The organism is Mycobacterium sp. OTB74, from assembly GCF_029892685.1.
In the GTDB taxonomy this organism is placed as follows: Bacteria; Actinomycetota; Actinomycetes; order Mycobacteriales; family Mycobacteriaceae; genus Mycobacterium.
Map to the genome: position 1 here is coordinate 154,146 of NZ_JARXVD010000010.1, position 18,152 is coordinate 172,297.

General features: G+C 65.3%; 28 protein-coding genes. 7 read left to right on the plus strand and 21 right to left on the minus strand.

The window, feature by feature from the left end:
- Positions 1 to 93 precede the first annotated feature (93 nt).
- The 4 genes from M2432_RS15430 to M2432_RS15445 all read right to left on the minus strand — a co-directional run bounded on the left by M2432_RS15430 (position 94) and on the right by M2432_RS15445 (position 2,260).
- Positions 94 to 753 carry a hypothetical protein gene (locus M2432_RS15430; protein WP_280827685.1) on the minus strand — a complete coding sequence of 220 codons (660 nt, stop codon included), beginning with the start codon at positions 751 to 753 and terminating at the stop codon, positions 94 to 96.
- Between the two features lie 10 nt (positions 754 to 763).
- Positions 764 to 1,048: a hypothetical protein gene (locus tag M2432_RS15435; RefSeq protein ID WP_280827686.1), complete on the minus strand. Its 285-nt coding sequence runs from the start codon at positions 1,046 to 1,048 to the stop codon at positions 764 to 766.
- A gap of 109 nt (positions 1,049 to 1,157) precedes the next feature.
- Complete coding sequence (locus M2432_RS15440) at positions 1,158 to 1,589, minus strand: hypothetical protein (protein WP_280827687.1); 432 nt, start codon at positions 1,587 to 1,589, stop codon at positions 1,158 to 1,160.
- Positions 1,589 to 2,260: a nucleotidyltransferase domain-containing protein gene (locus tag M2432_RS15445; protein WP_280827688.1), complete on the minus strand. Its 672-nt coding sequence runs from the start codon at positions 2,258 to 2,260 to the stop codon at positions 1,589 to 1,591. Before M2432_RS15445 ends, M2432_RS15440 begins: the two co-directional genes overlap by 1 nt.
- A 486-nt stretch (positions 2,261 to 2,746) precedes the next feature.
- Here M2432_RS15445 and M2432_RS15450 point away from each other — a divergent pair, with 486 nt between their 5' ends.
- Positions 2,747 to 3,823: a hypothetical protein gene (locus tag M2432_RS15450; RefSeq protein ID WP_280827689.1), complete on the plus strand. Its 1,077-nt coding sequence runs from the start codon at positions 2,747 to 2,749 to the stop codon at positions 3,821 to 3,823.
- 260 nt (positions 3,824 to 4,083) lie between these two features.
- Positions 4,084 to 4,821 (plus strand): hypothetical protein, encoded by a 738-nt coding sequence (locus M2432_RS15455; RefSeq protein ID WP_280827690.1) that lies wholly within the window; start codon positions 4,084 to 4,086, stop codon positions 4,819 to 4,821.
- Between the two features lie 23 nt (positions 4,822 to 4,844).
- On the opposite strand, the gene M2432_RS15460 is transcribed toward M2432_RS15455, so the two are convergent.
- Positions 4,845 to 5,360, minus strand: coding sequence for a hypothetical protein (locus M2432_RS15460; protein ID WP_280827691.1), 516 nt, complete (start codon positions 5,358 to 5,360; stop codon positions 4,845 to 4,847).
- A 152-nt stretch (positions 5,361 to 5,512) separates the two neighbouring features.
- Between M2432_RS15460 and M2432_RS15465 the strand changes: the two genes are divergently transcribed.
- The 3 genes from M2432_RS15465 (at position 5,513) to M2432_RS15475 (ending at position 7,986) form a co-directional block, all read left to right on the plus strand.
- Positions 5,513 to 6,178 (plus strand): HNH endonuclease family protein, encoded by a 666-nt coding sequence (locus M2432_RS15465; protein WP_280827692.1) that lies wholly within the window; start codon positions 5,513 to 5,515, stop codon positions 6,176 to 6,178.
- A gap of 232 nt (positions 6,179 to 6,410) precedes the next feature.
- Positions 6,411 to 6,737 (plus strand): colicin immunity domain-containing protein, encoded by a 327-nt coding sequence (locus M2432_RS15470; RefSeq protein ID WP_280827693.1) that lies wholly within the window; start codon positions 6,411 to 6,413, stop codon positions 6,735 to 6,737.
- A gap of 307 nt (positions 6,738 to 7,044) precedes the next feature.
- Positions 7,045 to 7,986 carry a hypothetical protein gene (locus M2432_RS15475; RefSeq protein WP_280827694.1) on the plus strand — a complete coding sequence of 314 codons (942 nt, stop codon included), beginning with the start codon at positions 7,045 to 7,047 and terminating at the stop codon, positions 7,984 to 7,986.
- A gap of 200 nt (positions 7,987 to 8,186) precedes the next feature.
- Here the strand turns inward: M2432_RS15475 and M2432_RS15480 are convergent, their stop codons facing one another.
- The 5 genes from M2432_RS15480 to M2432_RS15500 all read right to left on the minus strand — a co-directional run bounded on the left by M2432_RS15480 (position 8,187) and on the right by M2432_RS15500 (position 10,861).
- Positions 8,187 to 8,402: a hypothetical protein gene (locus tag M2432_RS15480; protein WP_280827695.1), complete on the minus strand. Its 216-nt coding sequence runs from the start codon at positions 8,400 to 8,402 to the stop codon at positions 8,187 to 8,189.
- A 143-nt stretch (positions 8,403 to 8,545) separates the two neighbouring features.
- On the minus strand, positions 8,546 to 9,217 hold the full coding sequence (locus M2432_RS15485; RefSeq protein WP_280827696.1) for a Crp/Fnr family transcriptional regulator: 672 nt from the start codon (positions 9,215 to 9,217) through the stop codon (positions 8,546 to 8,548).
- 38 nt (positions 9,218 to 9,255) lie between these two features.
- A complete protein-coding gene (locus tag M2432_RS15490) occupies positions 9,256 to 10,044 on the minus strand; it encodes a sensor domain-containing protein (protein WP_280827697.1) in 789 nt (262 codons plus the stop codon).
- 86 nt (positions 10,045 to 10,130) lie between these two features.
- Positions 10,131 to 10,517 carry a hypothetical protein gene (locus M2432_RS15495; RefSeq protein WP_280827698.1) on the minus strand — a complete coding sequence of 129 codons (387 nt, stop codon included), beginning with the start codon at positions 10,515 to 10,517 and terminating at the stop codon, positions 10,131 to 10,133.
- Positions 10,518 to 10,579: 62 nt separating this feature from the next.
- Positions 10,580 to 10,861, minus strand: a complete 282-nt coding sequence (locus M2432_RS15500; RefSeq protein ID WP_280827699.1) for a hypothetical protein — start codon at positions 10,859 to 10,861, stop codon at positions 10,580 to 10,582.
- Between the two features lie 162 nt (positions 10,862 to 11,023).
- Here M2432_RS15500 and M2432_RS15505 point away from each other — a divergent pair, with 162 nt between their 5' ends.
- Together M2432_RS15505 and M2432_RS15510 are read left to right on the plus strand one after the other, a co-directional pair.
- Positions 11,024 to 11,557, plus strand: coding sequence for a hypothetical protein (locus tag M2432_RS15505; RefSeq protein ID WP_280827700.1), 534 nt, complete (start codon positions 11,024 to 11,026; stop codon positions 11,555 to 11,557).
- A gap of 100 nt (positions 11,558 to 11,657) precedes the next feature.
- Positions 11,658 to 11,819 carry a hypothetical protein gene (locus tag M2432_RS15510; RefSeq protein ID WP_280827701.1) on the plus strand — a complete coding sequence of 54 codons (162 nt, stop codon included), beginning with the start codon at positions 11,658 to 11,660 and terminating at the stop codon, positions 11,817 to 11,819.
- A 6-nt stretch (positions 11,820 to 11,825) separates the two neighbouring features.
- Here the strand turns inward: M2432_RS15510 and M2432_RS15515 are convergent, their stop codons facing one another.
- The 11 genes from M2432_RS15515 to M2432_RS15565 all read right to left on the minus strand — a co-directional run bounded on the left by M2432_RS15515 (position 11,826) and on the right by M2432_RS15565 (position 17,857).
- The gene (locus tag M2432_RS15515; RefSeq protein ID WP_280827702.1) at positions 11,826 to 12,830 is read right to left on the minus strand and encodes a hypothetical protein; all 1,005 of its coding nucleotides are present in this window, start codon (positions 12,828 to 12,830) and stop codon (positions 11,826 to 11,828) included.
- A complete protein-coding gene (locus M2432_RS15520; protein WP_280827703.1) occupies positions 12,827 to 13,294 on the minus strand; it encodes a GNAT family N-acetyltransferase in 468 nt (155 codons plus the stop codon). The genes M2432_RS15515 and M2432_RS15520 overlap by 4 nt, the downstream gene beginning before the upstream one ends.
- A gap of 1 nt (position 13,295) precedes the next feature.
- Positions 13,296 to 13,787 (minus strand): hypothetical protein, encoded by a 492-nt coding sequence (locus tag M2432_RS15525; RefSeq protein ID WP_280827704.1) that lies wholly within the window; start codon positions 13,785 to 13,787, stop codon positions 13,296 to 13,298.
- A gap of 178 nt (positions 13,788 to 13,965) precedes the next feature.
- Positions 13,966 to 14,472 (minus strand): hypothetical protein, encoded by a 507-nt coding sequence (locus M2432_RS15530; RefSeq protein WP_280827705.1) that lies wholly within the window; start codon positions 14,470 to 14,472, stop codon positions 13,966 to 13,968.
- A 49-nt stretch (positions 14,473 to 14,521) separates the two neighbouring features.
- Positions 14,522 to 14,965: a hypothetical protein gene (locus tag M2432_RS15535; RefSeq protein WP_280827706.1), complete on the minus strand. Its 444-nt coding sequence runs from the start codon at positions 14,963 to 14,965 to the stop codon at positions 14,522 to 14,524.
- A gap of 1 nt (position 14,966) precedes the next feature.
- Positions 14,967 to 15,284: a hypothetical protein gene (locus tag M2432_RS15540; protein WP_280827707.1), complete on the minus strand. Its 318-nt coding sequence runs from the start codon at positions 15,282 to 15,284 to the stop codon at positions 14,967 to 14,969.
- A gap of 58 nt (positions 15,285 to 15,342) precedes the next feature.
- Positions 15,343 to 15,906, minus strand: a complete 564-nt coding sequence (locus M2432_RS15545) for a hypothetical protein (protein WP_280827708.1) — start codon at positions 15,904 to 15,906, stop codon at positions 15,343 to 15,345.
- Positions 15,907 to 16,226: 320 nt separating this feature from the next.
- On the minus strand, positions 16,227 to 16,439 hold the full coding sequence (locus tag M2432_RS15550; RefSeq protein WP_280827709.1) for a hypothetical protein: 213 nt from the start codon (positions 16,437 to 16,439) through the stop codon (positions 16,227 to 16,229).
- A 363-nt stretch (positions 16,440 to 16,802) separates the two neighbouring features.
- On the minus strand, positions 16,803 to 17,123 hold the full coding sequence (locus M2432_RS15555) for a hypothetical protein (protein ID WP_280827710.1): 321 nt from the start codon (positions 17,121 to 17,123) through the stop codon (positions 16,803 to 16,805).
- Positions 17,124 to 17,199: 76 nt separating this feature from the next.
- Complete coding sequence (locus M2432_RS15560) at positions 17,200 to 17,583, minus strand: hypothetical protein (protein ID WP_280827711.1); 384 nt, start codon at positions 17,581 to 17,583, stop codon at positions 17,200 to 17,202.
- 58 nt (positions 17,584 to 17,641) lie between these two features.
- A complete protein-coding gene (locus M2432_RS15565) occupies positions 17,642 to 17,857 on the minus strand; it encodes a hypothetical protein (protein WP_280827712.1) in 216 nt (71 codons plus the stop codon).
- Positions 17,858 to 18,152 lie beyond the last annotated feature (295 nt).

Genomic DNA, 18,152 nt, shown 5'->3' on the forward strand with positions numbered 1-18,152 from the left:
CTATCGAAGGTCCGTTTCGGTAAGGATTGGGGATGCGCCGTGGGGAAGCGGATCGCCTTAGTCCACGCCTGCATGGCTATCGGCCCCTTGGGTTTACTCCTCGGCTGTTTGCTCTTTGGCCGCCTTATTGTTCCCGAACAACCCGAAACGCCTGACGACCCAAAGGCACAGGACCCAGAAACATCCAAAAAAAATGGTTTGAACGACATTAAAAGCCAGCCAGGAATCAAAAGCCTCGTACCTCACAGTCGAGTCAAAGGACGTTCTTCGCCACAACATGCCATCGGAATGGCGCTCCCAGCGAGCATCCCCGCTGATGGCGCTTATCACCTCTAAGACCACTACATAAAGAACGCCGCCCACAAGGGCAAAAGAGCTAACAGAAGGCTTCGGAGGCTCAATCATAAGCGACACACGGCGCTCGACGCTCGTTAGCAGTCGGCTTTTGGCCTCGCCCTCTGGCAGTTTGGCCCAGATGTCCAGATCCGACGCGGCCGAAGCGCGATTGTCCCGGCGCTTCAGCCATTCCGCGATCATTACAGATGCGACACTGGAACCCAGCAATCCGATGAGCGCGACGAAGACTGCTTGCGACATGCCGATCATCGTCTCACTGCCCCGTGACCGGTGGGGCGAATACGGATCGGAGGCAACGGCTGTTCCGCGTTGTGCCGCTTCGGCGATCCTGTCGTCGGACCGCCGCAGGAAGCAGATCGCCCAGTCACGTCTGCGCGACGAAGTGGAGCGATTCACGAGCGAATTTTCAGGGGCAGCGGCCCCGCAGACGCCGGACGCGGCAGCACTCAATTCGGCCCTGGCCGTTGTCCGGCACGCGATCGGACGCATCGAGGCGGTGGCCGATGACGTGGTCACCTGCATCACTGCGATCATCGAGCTCCGATCCGATGCGGTCCACTTCGTCGCGCAGCCGGTTCCGTTGCACGGTCAGCAGATCGATCTGAGCCTGGCACAGGCACGTGGCGGTCGCCATGGCGGCCTCCCAGCCTTGTTGGCGGGCCCACTGTTCTGCTGTCGGTGCCATGCTCATCGACTCGTCTCCTCACCGGTAGTGCCTCTGCTGCACGTTGTACTGCGGCACAGTGGCGAGACAGCCGCCGCGGCGCGGGTTGGCGCGGGTGCTGCGAGGGCGGCACGGGTCAGGGCGCCCCCGCATCCTCGTGTTGGGTCCGCGAAGCGGTGGCCAGCTTGGCGGCCTCGACCAGGTGGGTGGCTGCGCGGTGCATCTTCTTGCACTCGGTGGCGGACAAGGCTTCGGCGGCGTAAGCGGCCTTGTTCTTCATCACCAGCAGGGTGTTCAGGTGCTTGACCGATCCCTTGTCCGCTTGCGCCAGCAGCGCGGTCGCCTCGCTGTGGTTGTCGCTTTTGGAGTGCTTTCCGAGTCTGACGCAGCAGATCACGTCCGAGGCGGCGATGCCGGCATCGACGAACAGGTCGCCGGCTGCGCTGGTCGCGGTCGCATCGAATTCCAGAACGGTTTCGCCGGCGCCGAGGAATTCGATCGCCTTGGCTCGCCGTCCGGCGATCACCGCGGGCGTCGACGGGTTGGTGCGCGGATCTGCGGGTGCCATCAGGACCTCGCCGCCATCGGACGGTGCCGGTTGGTCGTACGCAGTTGCGTTTTGAGCCACCCCGGCGGACCCGCGACGGTTCGGCCGTCCCGGGCCACCTCGCGCAGCAGCGGCTCGCCGGCGGCGATGGCGGTGTGCAGGTCCTGCTCGGTGTACTCGACGACGCGTGCGTCGTTGCCGGTCCACGCCGTGACCGCCGTGGCGAGGTCGGCGACCTGCTGCTCCCACACCTGCGAATCATCGCCGGGGGCAACCGGTTCCGGCGCCGAGGAGCGGACCAGGAAGATGTCGATGTCGCTGTCGAGACGCATCCGGCCCGTCATCGCCGACCCGAACACCGCCGCGTACGCGGCCTTCTCGAGCCATTCCGCCAGGTAGCGATCGAGCCGGTCCAGGAGCGTGTTGGCAAGGTTGGCGAGTTCCCGGATCGGCTGCGCCGCAAGGTGTTCGGCGTTGAACCGGAAGGTGTGGGTTCGGCCGACCTGGTCGTGCAGGACCACACCCTGCTCGGTCAGGCGTGTCAGGACTTTGCGGATCCCTTCACCGGAGACGTCGGGCAGGATGCGGTTGATCTGACTGATCGTGAATGTCACGTCCGCGGCGGCCAGAACCGCCAGGACATCACCGTCCAGGGTCGGGGTCACCGTGGACAGTGGCCGGTTCAGCTGCATCGGGATACTCCAATCTCTAACTAAAGTTAGAGTATCACAACTTTAGTTAGAGATTGGTTGCCGCTAGTGAAGGCAGGCGTCGGCTGCTGGAAGTCTGGAGTGGGTTCGCGGCGGGACGGCGGCGTGCCCGAAGAGCAGAGACGTTCATTTCGGGACTGTCGGACATTGGCTGTGGTCACGGCGCTTGCACTGGATAATCCGCACATGGTCTTTGCGGAAATGTCCAAGGGGCGCGGAGGGATTGAGAATCGTCACGAACACGAGCCGAGCCCCAACGTACGGTGGGCCGTCGACGTAGCCAGAGCCGGTCATTCCCGCGAGGCGACGCGTGCCGGCCTGATCTGGGCCTTTTACGTGAATAGAGCGGATGCGGAGAGACGCGCCGCCGGCTGGAACGCTCAACCGGGGCTGCATGCGATAGTGGTTCCCGCCTGGTACCAGGACGCTGCAACTTCGCCGTGGGAAACCCCTGAAGGTCGCGATGAGATGGACGCCGCCTACCTCGCGGCGGGTGTGCCGCGCCCCGATTGGCTGCAGGAGCTTTTCGACCGCGACGGCGATATCGGCGCGAACCGACAAGACCCAGGCGGCGAGCCCGTCGGCCGGGACCCGGCCGCGGAGCCGGTGGCGCTGACCGCAGAAACCGACACCGCCGATCCCGAACCTGTAGAAGAGGACAGCATCGATCCGCAGGACGCGCTGATCATGTTGCGCGACATGGTCGCTGCGATCTCGCAGGAGGGGCGGACTGTCGAGCCGTTGGTGGTGCTGTTGTGGGCGCTGGGCCGGGCCCGCGCATTCCAGCCACAATTGACGCGGTACGGCGACGTGGTCGGCGAGTTGAGCGAATTGCTGCTGGCATGGGCTCCGGAGTCCGACCCTGTGCAGGTTTGGCTGGACTTGGCCGCCGCGTGGCCGCAGTGGTGGCAGATCGTCATGCCGACTTCGGCTGAGGCGTCCGAAGCGCCGAATCTTCAAGGGGGGCTATCGAACTCGATTTATGAGCTGGCTGCGCTCGACACCAGCTGGAATCTGCAGGCGGAGCAGGTGCTGCGCGATGCGATCGGGCCCGGCCCGGAACTGTCCGACCTGCTGGTCACGGTCGGGCTTGCCGCGCCGCCGCAGGCAGCGGCGCCTGTCGGTGCGCAGCCCTACAAGGTCCCCGTCGAGCAGAACATCGTCGAGGAATACACCGTCGAATACGACGCCATGGCGTCTACGACCCGGCTGCGGCGAGAAGCGATGCTGCAGAACCGCTATGTAGAGCATTTGCGCGCCCAGGGTCACGCGGTGTGCGGGTACAGAATTCCGATTGACGGCCAGTATTTTCGCGCCGATCTGTACGACGGGACCACTGACGAGTTGATCGAAGTTAAATCCTCAGTCGACCGGGTCACCATGCGCCTGGCGCTCGGGCAGATACTGGACTACGCGCGGGTGCTGCGGCCGACACTGTGCACGGTTCTGGTGCCCGAGCGGCCCGCCGACGGGTTGATCGACCTGTTCGGCGATCATGAGGTGCGGCTCGTGTGGCCAACGGAAGCAGGCGAATTCGTCTCCTGACGCGGTTGGAATCGACGTGTGCGCCGGACTGTCGAGCGCCCTCAAATCCGGTGTGCGGTGGCGAACGTCAGGCAGCCGTCAGCGACGGACTCGCGGGCTGGGCCCGGGGCCTAGCGCTGAGCTGAGGCTGGTGTGAGACGTCCTGCACTGCTCAGTGCGGATATGTCGGGCCTGCTGGCTAGGTTCAGCGGGAAAGGACGGTGATGGCGATGAAACCGATGGAGGGTCCGGTCGATCGCGCGGCGGTTCATGCTCTTGCGATGGATTGGGCTGACGATCCATCGTCGGTCGTTGAAGTCGTCCACGACGGGTTCAACGCCGACGACGTCAGCGGCGGCTATGCGTTCCTGTGCGATCGGGGCCTGTTTGTTGCCGACGTCGGCGGAGGCTCGATGTGGTCGGTGGCGCCGGATGACTATTCCGGTGTGGTCGCCGAAATCGAAAAGTATTGGCGCCAAAGCCAACACAGGAACCGGACACTTCTGCTCGACGACGTGAGCGTGTGGCACCGTGCTGCCATCGCCGCTCTGGTCCGCGGACTCGGCAGTGTCGCCGACGTTCCTGCAGCGGAGCGTCCCGGGGTGACCGATACTGCCCGGGCCGACTATGTGTTGATCAGTTTGCGCCGGCACACGCCCGAACCCGCCGTGGCCGCCGCGCTACGCGCGTTGGCCGGGGCTGACTGGCTGCTCGCAGAACCCGATGAGCATCGGCGCGCACATTCCTGTCCGCTGTGCGGGCTGCCGGCGATCGGAAGGGCGTGGCAGTACCTGAGCGTTTGCGACGACTGTTACCCGAAGACGGTGTGCGGCGACGGCCGAAAAGTCAGCGGCCACAACACCTCTGTCGGAGGTGGCTTCGAGGCGCTGCACGTCGATGACGGCAGTACATGTGAACAGGTCAGCCGCGACGGGCGGGTCTGGATCGAGCACAAACCGTGCCGCATGGGCGAAGCCAAGTTCGGGGGAGTGTACGTCGGGGTCACCGAGACCGAATAGAACCGCGAAATGGGCTCGTGCGCTTAGGGTTTGCGCAACGTGACCCGGTCAGCGTCGTCGACCTGCACGTTGGCGGCGCGTAGGCGGGTCAGGCTGATCGGGGCCTGCCCATTTTTCTGCAGAGGTCCAGCCACAGCTACGGCCGTTTTGAACGGTCCGTTGTAGACCACCTCATGGTCCACATCCACGCGCCGTGACAGCCTGAGCACAATCAGTGCTTGAGCATGGTCGTGAGATGTTGCGCGGATGCCGACGCTCCTGTCTCCGTATGTGGCCTTGATTTCCACTGTTCGGCCGTCGCCGGCCACCGCGTCGTGGCCCGGTGTCGATGCCGGTTGAAGGACGATGTCGAACATCGCCTCGCAGGCCGCCTCCCCGAGGGAACCGACGAGATGACCGTCCAGTGGGAATTTGCGGCCGGGGTGCCACTTCTCGAGCTCTTCGACGATCGCGTGCAGCTCGGCGACCAGCTCGGCGGTGCGGGCGGTTCGGTCGGCCAATGACCGAGCATGGGCAGGTTCAGCGATTTCCGCGGTCACGACCTCACCCTGGCATAACTGCACCGACCGTGAGCGGGTGATGCCTGTGAAAGGCGGCCGCCGCGACGGCGGCGTGGCGGACGCTGCCACGGCGATCTGTCGGTGGCGGTGTCTACCGTGAGCGAGATGACCGTCGATCCCTGTTCGCCGCGATGAGCGGCCCGCGCCGCGGGTTCGTGGTGGCCGCCGCGCTGGCCCTCACCGTCGGCGGCGTGCACACCGGGACCGGCGGCGTGCCCCGCGCGTCGGCCGAACCTGTCCCGGCGGCACTGGCCGGGCTGCTGGACCGGGTGCCGGTGGTCGACCGCATTAGCCCGGTGCCGGGCTATCAGCGAGGGTGTCGCAAAGATCAGTCCTGCGTGTTCGGTCCCGCGTGGAACGACCCGACCGATCACTCCGGCTGCGACACCCGTAACAGGGTCTTGGGTGCCGCGCTGAAGGACGTGGTGTTCAAGCCGGGGACCCGTGACTGCAAGGTCACCGCCGGCACCCTCGACCCGGACCCGTACACCGGGCAGGCGGTGGATGTGAAGCAGGTGCAGATTGATCACCGGTATGCGCTTCGTCGCGCGTGGGATGCCGGTGCGGCGCAGTGGAGCCCGCAGCAGCGGCAGATTTTCGCCAACGATCTCACCGAGCTGGTCGCGGTGTCTGCGACGGCCAACCGCGCCAAATCCGACTATGGCCTGGATCAGTGGCTGCCCGAGTACCAGCCGTGCGGGTTCGTCGTCGACTACCTGACGGTGGCCGCCAAGTATCAGCTGCCGATCACCACCGGGGAGCGCGCCGCAGCGGTCGGGGCCTGCCAGAACGGGTGAGGCACCGGGTTGATCCGGTGGGGTGTATCGGACGGGTAAAAGCAAAGAACCCGGGTCGGCCGCGAAGGTCGAATACCGGGTTCTTCTGAAATCTGAACCAGAACATCGGGGGATGCGACTCTGGCCTTTGTGTACTCGCCCACAGTACGCGGTGCATGAATCGTGCGACACCACAGCGCTTCCGGCTGAAATCTGCGTCAGCCGCACCTGCCGCCGGTTTTAGACTCGAGATGTGGAGGACTCGTTCGAGGTCGACGGCGCCGGTCCGCGCGAGACGACTCCGGCCGCGAAGTACTGGAGCCTGATCGCCGACTTCATCGCTGAACGCATTTCGGCCGATGATTTCGAGACGGCGTACCTGAAACTGTTCAAGGACGACGCAGACCTGGTGGCCGGCCGCGAGTTCACCCTTCTGGAGGGGCTGTTCTTCGACGTCGACGACTACGTCGGCGATCCCGAACTGCGCAGCCGCGCTGGGGGATTGGACGGTGACCAGCTGCGGTCACGGGCACGGGAGGTCTACCTTAAGCTCTACGGACCGCCGGTGCCACCGAACTGAACCGGCGTGCCGGCCAAGGGGTTTGGTCCGTCCGGCTCCGCCTCTTACCGCCGCGGTTTCGAGCTGGTCCAGGAGCGGTTGGTCACGGGGTCAAATACGGCTATGACTCCGTCGCTGCGCAGTCCGACGGTGCATTGGGACGGAATCGCGCACCATTGTCCGAGGTTCCGGCAGCACGCGTGCTCGTCGCGTTGAGAACGAGGTGGGCGCGATCGCGTGCATCGCTGAGTTCCGAACCGAGAAAGAGCAGCTAAGCGGTGTATCGACTCGCCGACAGCTGTGGGTGGGCGGATTTACACTCACGCGCATGCAATGGGCAATAACGATTCTGTTGTGGCTGTTCTGCGCTGCCTGTGCTGCGGTGATAGGCAACCTGAAGGGCCGCAACATCGGGGAGTCGCTTCTCTGGGGACTGCTCCTTGGCGCGATCGGTGTAGTCGTCGTGGCGTGTAGGCCGTCCAAAGCGGCAGAGCCCAACAAGAACGCTCCGTTGTTCAGTGCTCTGATCGCGCTCGCCGCTGTCGCAGCGACTGTGTTCGCGGTGGTGGAATGGAGCCCATTCGGAACGTCAGTCGACACGGACGATCTCGGCAGCTGGGTCAAGCAGTCGATGCAGCAGAAATTCGACTCAGACGACAAATTGGCAAAACTTCACCTCCACGTGCAGGACGTCAATTTGATTCACAAGTCAGGCAACGAATACACCGGAATGGCGAAAGTCCAAACGGGCAAGGGTGCATCTCACGATGTACCGATCGACGTCATCGCCGATGGAGACAACCGCCTCTGGAAAGCAGAGCCAGGGGCGTTCGCGTTCCTAATCAGCGATCAACTGGACTCACTGAAAAATGATGACGAACCAGCCACGACGAGCGTGACGGCAACAGCTGCTCCAACAACCTCTGCCTTGGACGCTGCACGGTCGAGGGTGCTTAGCCCAAGCGTATGGCAAGTCAACTTCCGTGCCCTCAATCCGGACTGCACAGGTCCTCTAGGGTGCGTTACAACCATCGAGCCTGTCACGAAATACTTAGGCGACCAATCCGACCTGTGGTCGGTGTCCACGTTGAAATTCACGATCGTATATTCGATCACCGGCACCAATGATGGGCAGATGACCGAATCTTTCACATGTCGTGGTGCAGATTCGTGCGAATCTGATGAACCGCAAGTCATGATACGAACATCTTCGACCGATCTGAGCAACGCGAGAACACAGACCACAGCGGTATACGCAAGCCGCTATTAATCACACGATTGACGCCATGCGTTGAATACGTGTGCACCTTCCCAGAGATCGTGTTCGTGCAGCTGACCTGAACATCCGGCGATGCCGCGGCGCGGGACGGAAGCGGGACCTGTTGAAAACCCCGACCTCGCTGATAAGCCGCGGTACGTTTCCTATCTCCGGAACGCGGCAGAGTCGTCGACCAGACACAGCTGCTGAGGTCAGGTCATCGGCAGTTGTCGGAGTGCCGCCCGCGCAGCGTTCAGGGCGCATCGCGTCATCCTGGGCGTGTATCCCCACTCAGTCAGGACCCAGCGCGATTGATCAATGAGCCGCAAGCTTCCCTCGATGACCAGGCCCGGGTTGAGCCGACCATGCCGGTAGATTGCGAGTTCGGTCTGGTCGAGAAGCACGTCGATTGCGTTGTGTTTGGGCATATTTCAAGCGTAAGACCGCGCGAGGTATGGTCGGCCCGCTACTTTTCCGCGCCGCCGCGGGATGTCGGCGCCCGCGCGCGCGCATTTGACTGTGACAGGGGCAGCGACGAAGGTAGAGGCTCGCCCTGTGGTCGGTCCGGTGTTCATTTGGCGCGTTTGGCCATCGCGGCGGGGTTGAGGATGTGGATGGTCTTGCCCTGTTGGCGGATCCAGCCGCGGGTGGTGAAATTGGCCAGAACCTTGTTGATCGATTCCCGGGTCGAGCCGGCCAGTTGGGCAATCTCTTCCTGGGTGAGTTCATGATCGATGCGCAGCGTGCCCTGGCCGGCCTCGCCGAACCGGCTGGCCAGATCGAGCAGGATTTTCGCGACGCGGCCGCCGACGTCGGTGAAGATCTGGTCGCACAGAATGTTGTTGGTGCGGCGCAGGCGGCGGGCCAGCACCCGCAGGAGTTGCTCGCCGATTTCGGGGTGCGCGCTGATCCAGGTACGCAGCGCCGGCCGGGTCATGGTGAAGGCATGGACCTCGGTGAGGGCAGTGACCGTGGACGTGCGCGGGCCCGGGTCGAACAGGGCCAGTTCGCCGAACATATCGGTTGGGCCCAAGATGGCGATGAGGGCTTCACGGCCCTGGACTGTGTGGCCGATTTTCACCTTGCCGAAGGTGAGGATGTAGAGCCGGTCGCCGGCGTCGCCTTCGTGGAAGATGATGTGCCCGCGCGGAAACGACACGGATTGCAGTTGCGCGCTCAATGTGGCGACGGCTGCGGGTTCGACGCCCTGGAAGATCCCGGCGCGGGCCAGCATTTCGTTCATTGTGTCCCTGTTCGTGCGGCGATTTCGCGGTGTGGAGGCTATGTGTTGGAGGTGATCTTGGAGACGATCAGCTTGGCCACGGCCACTGCATGGTCGGGCGGGATGACGTTTCTGGGTATTCCGTCGGTGTTGTCGACATCGACGTCGATGAGGAATCGGCCGGCGATCGCCACCGCCCGTTCGATCGGTTGAGGATCAGTGTGCACGTCGTACCGGTTGTCGGTCGATTGCATGTCGATGGCGGTCAGCAGTCCATCGTGCTCGGCCACGGCTGTGATCTGGTCGGTGAACGTGCTCCCGACAGTGGCAACGTTGTGTTCGACGATCGGGGTCGCCTGGCATTGCTGCCACTGCGAGACGAACTGTCGGTGAAGGGACGACGCGGCGGCCGAGGTTTTCAGCTCCACGATCGCCACCCTGACGTGAAACTCGGGGCGCGGGAACATGTTTCCGTCGGTGCTGGTGTCCCACGAACCGGTCTGGGCGGCCGTGACGGGGGCCTGCGCGTAGGTCTGGCGCATTCCGCCCATCTTGGCGCCGACGCACGCGGCCGGGGTGGTGTCACCGATCCCGTCCGGCAACAATGTGATCGCATCCGAACTTCGGACCAGCGCGGGTTTCATGACCGACCCCAGGGCCTCGGACATTTCATCCGCGGTAGGGGCGAGCTGTTCGATCGGTCTGGCGGGCGCCGGCCCGGCGGCTTTGGTGGCGTGACCGGACAGCGGCGCCGAACAGCCCGTCAGCGCCAATGTGACGGCGATGAAAACCCCAGCCGCGCAGGACGTGCGCGTACGCGCACCGCCGACGTCGATGGCAGCAGCCACGCGAACCCCCTCAGATCCCCGGGTTCCAGGATAGGGGCGGATGGGGCCGGCTACCTGCGCCAGTTAGGCGGGCACAGAACGACGGATCAGTACCGCTCGCCGGAGGTGGGCATGACCACCGGGCCCGGGTTCCGGTCTTTGTAGTGCGCCGAATCCGGTACGGACACAACACAAACGCCCGAAGCGGACAGTGCCCCGCAGACGGTCCCCGCCAGCGCAGCCAGCTGGCTGCGGCACAGCACGACCACCGGTTCGACCGGGACGCGGCGGGTCGCCGTCAGGCATGCCAGTGTCTCGGCCGCCGCGGCGTCGGGGTCGGCGCCGTCCTCGATCGCGTGCACGGCCAGTGCCCGGCACGGGGAGACCAGGGTGCGCACCGAGGCCGGATCGTCCAGCTTGGCCAGTAGCGCGGACAGGTTCCGCTCGGTCAGCTCGACGGTGCGCGTGTCAGCGATCCACTTCATGGCCGGCATGGTGTCAGCGTGAGCGGTCGGGATGGTGCTGGGACGCGGGTCGAGCAGGCGGGGTGACGGACTCAGATCTGACCTGCGCGCCTCAGTGTGGAGACTGTGTCGTCGCCGTAGAGGGACTGCACCAGGGCACGTGCCAGCAGCGTGCGCTTTTTGTTGACAGCGCTAGAGCGGCCGCCTACCTGAGCGGGGGCGACCATTCCCGTGGCGTGCAGCGCATCCAGTTGAGCGTCGATGAAGCGCACGGTGTCCTCGCGGCTGTTGTCGGATTGGTTGGGGACATTTTGTTCGAGGACGCAACGCAGCGCGGTGAGCAGCGTCGCGGTGTCGGTCAGATCAATGGCCATGGCGGTGACTGTAGGTAGGTCTGGAACGTGCTTGGAGGCGCGACACGACATACCTGCCGCCACCCATCGGCGCCGCGCCGCGGTCTCGGCGACCGCGTTGCCGGCACTAGTCTCACCTCCGCCGGCGGGACCCGCCCACCGGGCAACGAGAGGACAACGGCCATGCTGTGGTTGCGTTTTCAGGACACCGCGGGGATCCGGATAGCACTGTCAGCGCTTTTCGTGGCCGTGATCGCCGCCATCGGAAGTGTCGCCCTGGCCGCGGCGTCGTTGATTCCGGCCGGCGGCATAGCGATCATCACCATCACCGGTGCCGCCGTCGGCGCGGCGTTCGGGGTCCTTCTCGGTGAGCGCAACGAATCGTTCGCGCTGCTCGAACCGTTGGGGACGCGCCGGGCCCGCGCCGCGGCGCTGCGGGCAGTGCGCCGTGGACCAGTGCCCTCCGATCCGGCGATCCGTCACGCCGCCTATGGGTTGGCGCGTCTGCAGCTGTCTGTCGGGCAGACAATGAAGCGCAAGCAGACCATCGCGATGGTCTGCTTCGCGGTGTTTTTCGGCCTCCTTGCGCTGGGCTCTCGCGGGTGGATCGACTGTGCGGTGAAAGTCGGATTGGCACTGCTGTACGTCGTGCTGGCGATCAAGTACCCCTGGGATCTCCGCCGGCTGGCGGACCGCGTTCCGCTGCTCGCCGAATAGGACTAGGACCGAGCAGAGCCGGGCCCGGAGGGCGGTCGGCGCTCAAAACTGGCCCGAAATCCGATGGAACCGTTCACCGTCCCGCTGCGTCCAAACGGGTGTGGACCAATATTCCGAAGACCTGAGTGACCGGCCCTGCCTGCCAGGCTGGGTCGAGGAGTACCTGGCCGCCGAGCGGGCGTGGTGGCGGATGCTGCGGGGGACCGGAGCGCTCAGCGAAGCGGAATCGGTTGCGGCACTAGCCCGGTGGATGAACGGGTAGCTCGCGCTACCGGGCCTTCCCGCCGATTTCGCGCACTGGCTGCGCTCGGAGAGCGGCGAGCGTACGCGCGGGGTTCTGCACCAACTCGGCGAGTAACCGGAACTTGTCGTGGGCGGCGACAAGGTCGGCGCGGTGGTACCTGCGCGCGTCCAACAACTTCTCGCGCGTCCGGTAGCCCACCCCGGGCATGTGCTCGCTCGTCATCGCCTGCTTGTACCGGTCCTCGGCCGCCCACAACTCCCTGTCGCAGGCCCGTGCCGCCCTGACTATCGGCGCGGTCTCCGGGTCACGCGGCTTCAGGTACTCGAGGCGGCTGATCCCCTCGGTGGACGGCCGCCGTGCAGTCACCTCGTCTCGTTCAGCGGCGTGGCGGGCGAAGACCTCCCGGGACGCCGAGGACTCCTCGACGTCCAAGCTCAGCGGCACTGCGAGCGTCTGGACGCGAGTGATCACCGACGGCACCATCACCAGCGAGATCGAGCCGGTGTGCTCGTGCACGTTGACGTAGCGCACCACCGGGTACCCGGCCTCGTGCAGGGCGCCGAGCCTCACGTTGCCCATGAAGTCGCTGAGCTCCGGCCCGAGGGGTGACACCTCGACGGGCGGGCACCCGATGAGCACCCTGTGCAGATAGAACTGGCTGTCCGCGTCATCTTGGTCCCGCATGCGCCGGAACATGTTCTCGATCGCCGACTCGAACGTGCCCAGGTGGGTCGCGCTCGCCCTGGGTGACTCGTCGGTCGGAGGCCAGTCGTGGTAGGTGCTGGTGTGATACCAAGCCAGGCGTTCGATCTCGGCTGGGTCCAGCGCGATGTCGGACAGGTCCGTGAGCGCCGGATACTCCGTCTGAGCAGAGACCTCGTGACCCGAGCGGCAGGTCCGGGACGCGCCGTTGTCGTAGTCCTCGAACGTCATCACCACGCGGTCACCACACTCGGTGCACTCGAACCAGCAGGCGTCGTACGAGAAATCGATCGGCCTGTCGATGCCTTCTCTGGGCGAGCGGGTCACCGGGCCGGCGCGATGAATAGCGCGCGGTGGAACTGCGGCTGTCCGTCGCGGTGATCGAAACGCTGCCAGCCGAGCGACCCCCAGAATTCGTCCGCGTCCTCGCTGTACGCGAACAGCCGGCGGCCACGGTGCCGGTCGGCGAGCGCCTCCACCACCCCGGTGCCGATCCCGCAGCGCATCGAGGCGGTGGCCACCTCGATGAACTGGATCTCCAACCGCTCGTCGTCACCGATCACCGGGACGTGCGCATACTCCGGGTTGATGCCGCCCGGGTCGTCCAACTCGACCCGCGCCACCTCGACACCGTCCTGGAGTACTTGGACGAACCAGGGCTTGCTCACGTAGTAATTCCGGGGCCGGTCCCACCAATGCGGGTTCGCGTAGGTGACCGCGGAGTCGAACGGCGGCGACCACCAGCGGTCATCGGACGAGGCGGGGCGCAGGTCGACGAACTGCAGGGCCATTTCAGTCCTGCAACTCGTACGGCACTGCGCCGTAGTAGCGCTCCCATTCGTGGTAGTCCGAGATGTCGCTGAGGAGCCGAGCCACCGCGAGGTCGTACTGCGTGATGCGAAGGCCCTGATGCCCGCTGCCAATCGGCACGATCCCGCGGCCGCCGTCGACGTACACGTAGTTGACACGGTCCACCAGGGAGCCGCGCCAGAAGATGTCAGCGATGCTGATCTCGCGGATCTCTTTGTCCGGGAACGCCTTCGACCACGTGAACGCCAGGTTGCGCTCGTGCTGGCTCTCAGGCATTCCGTAGGCGATCGTCAGGTCGATGTCCGGGCGATATACAGCGACTTCCGCGTGGCTGTCGTGATCGATGCCGGCCTGTTCGCCGGGCCCGGTCCACGAGCCGAAACGGTCGCGGTAGGTCGGCCCCATCGCTTTGACTCGTCGCCAGTCGGACGGGCGCGAGTTGGTGATGAGCGCGCGGAGTTCGTCGAAGGTCATGTGGTTCTCCCCGGGGTGGTGATGCGCCGCTTCGTGCGACGGTCCCCACGTTAGCCAGCGGGACCGACAGATCTCCGATACCACCGCGGAGTCACATCCATGCGCCACCGGCAGCCTCTTGCAGCGGCGCGTGCTGTACTCGGCGCGGCTGCGGAGACATGCGATTCGTCTGCGAGTTTCAGGACGTTACGTTGTTTTCGAGGAACTTTCGTAGCCGCATCGCAGCGTCCCGGTCGAGGCCTTGCCCGACGAAATAGCCGACAACCCAGTCAGGGTCATACCCGGCGTCGGCCAGCTTCTGGCCATGGGTGCGTGTCATCGGGCCCACATTTGTCTTGAAGTCCGCCCAGCCATTGTTCCCATAGAACCGGAGCGCGCCGAGCATCTTCTCCGCCTCGGGCGGTGGAGCCGGTGCGGTCGCCTTGGTCAGGACGTTCGTGGCACCAACCGCCGCAGCCCAACCTGCAAGCGCCGGATAACCATCCGTCGGATCGCCCTCGGTGGCGACAAACCGGATCCGGGCTCTGCGGGCCCGTGCCATCCCGTCGACAAGCTGCCGAAAATTGGCCCAGGGCACGTATTCGACGCCGTCAGCATCCGCTGCTTCCATAACGGCAGCATGCTCTTCCTCGGAGTACGGCAGGGGGAGCCAGAGGCATTCCGGCGGATCAGCGCGATCGAACATGGATGGAACGATAAATCCCGACGCTGGCTCGCGCGGCGAGAACCGACGGTCAGTCGCACCAGCAGGGAGCCATCCGGCAGTCCGGGCACACCGCCGGCTCCGGGCGGCCGGTTGCTCCCTTCGCCGGCGCACCGTAGCCGTACGGACACTGCAGCGGTTCGGGTTTGAGGTCCGGCAGCCACTCGGCCTTGAACCAGGCCAGCTTTGTGTCGACGTGCTGTCGCAGACCGTCGCTCATCTCGCCGCGGTGATGCAGCAGTGCACGGTGGACGGCTTCGTCGTAGCCGGCCTGCGTGACGTTGGTAGAGAACTCGCCGTTGAGCACCCGCTGCACAGCACGGCGGCACGCGGCCACCTGGTCGCGGCTCACGTCGCGCAACTCGGATGCCTGGTCGACGGTCAGCCCGTCTTCGATCTCGCGCAGCGTGTGGCCGAAATGGCAACGGGCACCGCGAAGTAGGTCGGCGATCTCGCCGCGGTATGGGTTCGCCATGTCAGTGTCCCCGCCGCGATCCCGGAAGTCCGCCGAGCACCTCGCGGCCGCCCTGGGAGAGCCCGGGGTTCTCGACGAGCCCAGAGGGACCGATACGTTTATTTGCACGCGGCGGCTGCGACGGAGGCTTGGACTTGCCTTTGTGGATGCCCAGCGCCCACCGGTACAACCGCTCGTACTCGCGGTCCTTCGCGACGAGACTTCCCGTTTGGCTCAGGATTTCTTCGAGCCGTATGAAGTCCTTGTTTTTGAGCCGCTTCTTGGTCTCCAACCGGGACAGATCACTACGGATCTGCCCGAGTGCGTCGTCTTTGCCCATCGGATTGTGCTCCTCGTCGGCGCGGTCGCTAGTCGTATGTGGGGTGAGGCGATTTGCGCTAGGCGAAGAAGCCGCCCACGCCGACGATGAAAGTCGGGCAGCTCGCGCCATACAGCGGCACCGAGAACGTCACCTGTTCGTCCGGGGCGGCCGGTCCGTTCTGTTTAGCGAACGCGTCGTGGGCACCGAGCAGTTTGTCGCCATCGAAACAGTAGGTGGACACAGAGAACGGTCCTTCGACGGACTTTCCGGTGGAGTTGACGGCCCCGCCCACGACGGCATCGCCGGACGCGTTGGCCTCGGTCACTTTGAGTGCGGCGGTGTTGTACGAGTGCTGGTCGGCCGCGCTGGTCTTGGCCTGGAAGTCATAGGCGGCCTCGGTGGGTGGTTTCGGGTCACCGGGTCCGAAGTAGATGAAGGCGAGTCCGACTTCTCCGGGCTGCACCTGCGCGGGGATCGTGCCCTGGCTGTTGGCGGTGGCGACAATCTTGCCGCCGCTACGGGCTGTCGCGGTCCAGTCGACGTGAGAAATTGCGCCACTGGTGTTGTTGCGGAATGCGAACGGGAGCTTGGCGGCGCCGCTTATGTGCACGTCGAGTGGGCCAGTTTGAATGACGGACACTTCGTGCAGTGCGCCGGCTGGGAGATTCGGCGTTGCGGTCCCTGCCAACAAGCCGCTCGCGTTGAATGGCAACGGTTTTGGTGGTTGCGCCGAGATGGTGGTGGTAGCGGCCGGGGCTGCACTCTCTTGGTTACCGCGTGTTCCGCCGCAGGCTGCGAGTGCGAACGTCAGAGAGCCAACGAGAGCGGCGTTCAGGAGTTTCACAGCTGAAATGTAGCAATATGACAACTACTGTAAAGGTGGTGCTTGCGGCGTCGATCCTCAGCGCGGCCAGCTCGGAGGAGCCTGGCTGGCCCACCGCTTCAGGTTCGGGAACTTGTTCATCTTGGGAAAACGTCCGCGTACTTGTTCAGCCCGCTGCCGGTCCGGCACATCGCGACGAACCGCCCCTGCTCACGGATCACCCGCTCGACGGCGACCCGGTCGTCGGGGTCGATGTCCGGCTCACCGATGCTCTCCTGGATCAGCGCCATGTGCGCGTAGATCGCGCGGCGCGGTGCAGCGCGCGGCTTGCCGCTGGAGACCGTGACCACCTCGTTGGGAGTGGCTCGGCGTTGCGGGTGAGTTGGAGTTCGCGTCGTGAACCGGCACCTCCAAACTGACGACTCGATCCTCTCCAAACTGACGACTCACCCAACCTGACCTGCTCGAACCGTTCCCGGTGCGCGGCCGTGCGGGGCAGATGACGAGCTGTCTTGCGCGGGCCTACCGGGTCACGAAGAACGAACCGAATCGCAAGGGGACAAGAACCTGAACCCGACCGGCAACGAGACCGAAGACCTGCGGGCGTTTGCCGCGCACGGAGGAGCCATCACTGATCCGCGCCTACCCACGCGGCTGCGCCCCGGCGGAGCATCGCCGGGACGTGACAGGGGATGGCGGCGGTGGGCGGCTGCTTAGTCGCCGATCCGGTTCCACACCTTGCCGCGGCCCACGCCCAGCGTCGCGACGTGTTTCGCGAATTGAGCCGAATCCGGGAACCGCTGCGCGATCGCCGCGATCAGATCGTCGCCGAGCTCTTCACGCAGGCGTGCCGTCTGATCGACCGTGAAGGTCTCGGTCGACTCGTACTCGGACGCGCCGAGTGCCCGCTGCACGACGGGTCCCTGGTCGTGGATCTTCACCACCAGAGCGCCGTCGGCGTTGAGATAAGCCGCGCTGTAACAACGACTTCCGTCGTCGCGACATTGGTCCTCGAACACGTGCCGGTCAAGCATCGGGTCCCCCTGTCGGTTATGGCGCGGACAGTAGCCGCGGCCACCGACAGCGCCCCGGCCGAACGGTCGGGGAAGGTCACTCCTGCGGACTCGGCACGGGTGGCGATTCCCCGGTCCGTGCCATGTCCCGCAGCGCCTCGGCCACCAGCGACTCGATACCCGCCAGCGCTTCGTGCGGGGTGGGCGCCAGGAATGACAGGGACGGGAATTCGGTTGCCAGCCCGACGAACTCGTCGTCCTCAACCGACCAGTCAGCCTGGTAGTGGTAGTGCCCCGGCAGCCGTCCCTCGGGGCCGTGCACGTCCGGGCAGTCGGCCATGCAGCAGCCGCACCAGATGTACCGAGCGAGTGTCGGGTCGTCTGGATCGTCGCTGCGGATCGACGGTTGCGCGCATCGGCCGTCGGCGGTGGCGTGTTCCTCGGGGCAGGCGCACCGCTCGGCGGCAGTGGCCTCGGTCATGGCCCGAGCATGGCACGGCGCACCGACAAGTCGCTATCGAGTTTCACCCGGCGGCGGGTCAGTCCCACGGCTCGCGCCGGCGCCACCACGGCGCCGAGGCCCACGCGCCGCGTTCGACGGTGACCGCGCGGAAGCGGTCGTCGAGCCGGTCCACCGCTGCCCGGAGCTGGTGGGCGTGCTTGCCGCCGCGGGCGATGAGTGCCGCCAGGCGATCACGGGAGCCGACCCGGAGCCGGCCGTCGCAGCACGGGCAATCGATGTACCTGTCGTACACGTAGCTATCCGTGAGGTGGAGGCGCTCGGCGTACTCGACTTCGCGTCGCCACCCGGCGAGGTACCGCAGGGCTGCGCCGTCTTGGCGAGGGCGGCGGGGACGGTTCCGGTTCACCGGCGTGGAAGGGACCGGCCCTTCGGTTCGATGTGTGTCATGTGCGGCGCCGTGACGTGGCGCGGCCGGTGAGATGGGACACGAACCCGATCAGCGTACAGCGGCGGTCGGACAGGACGGCGCTCATAGTGCGGTCCTCAAAAGCGTGTTGTGCCCGGCGGTGGTCTACTAGCGCGAAACG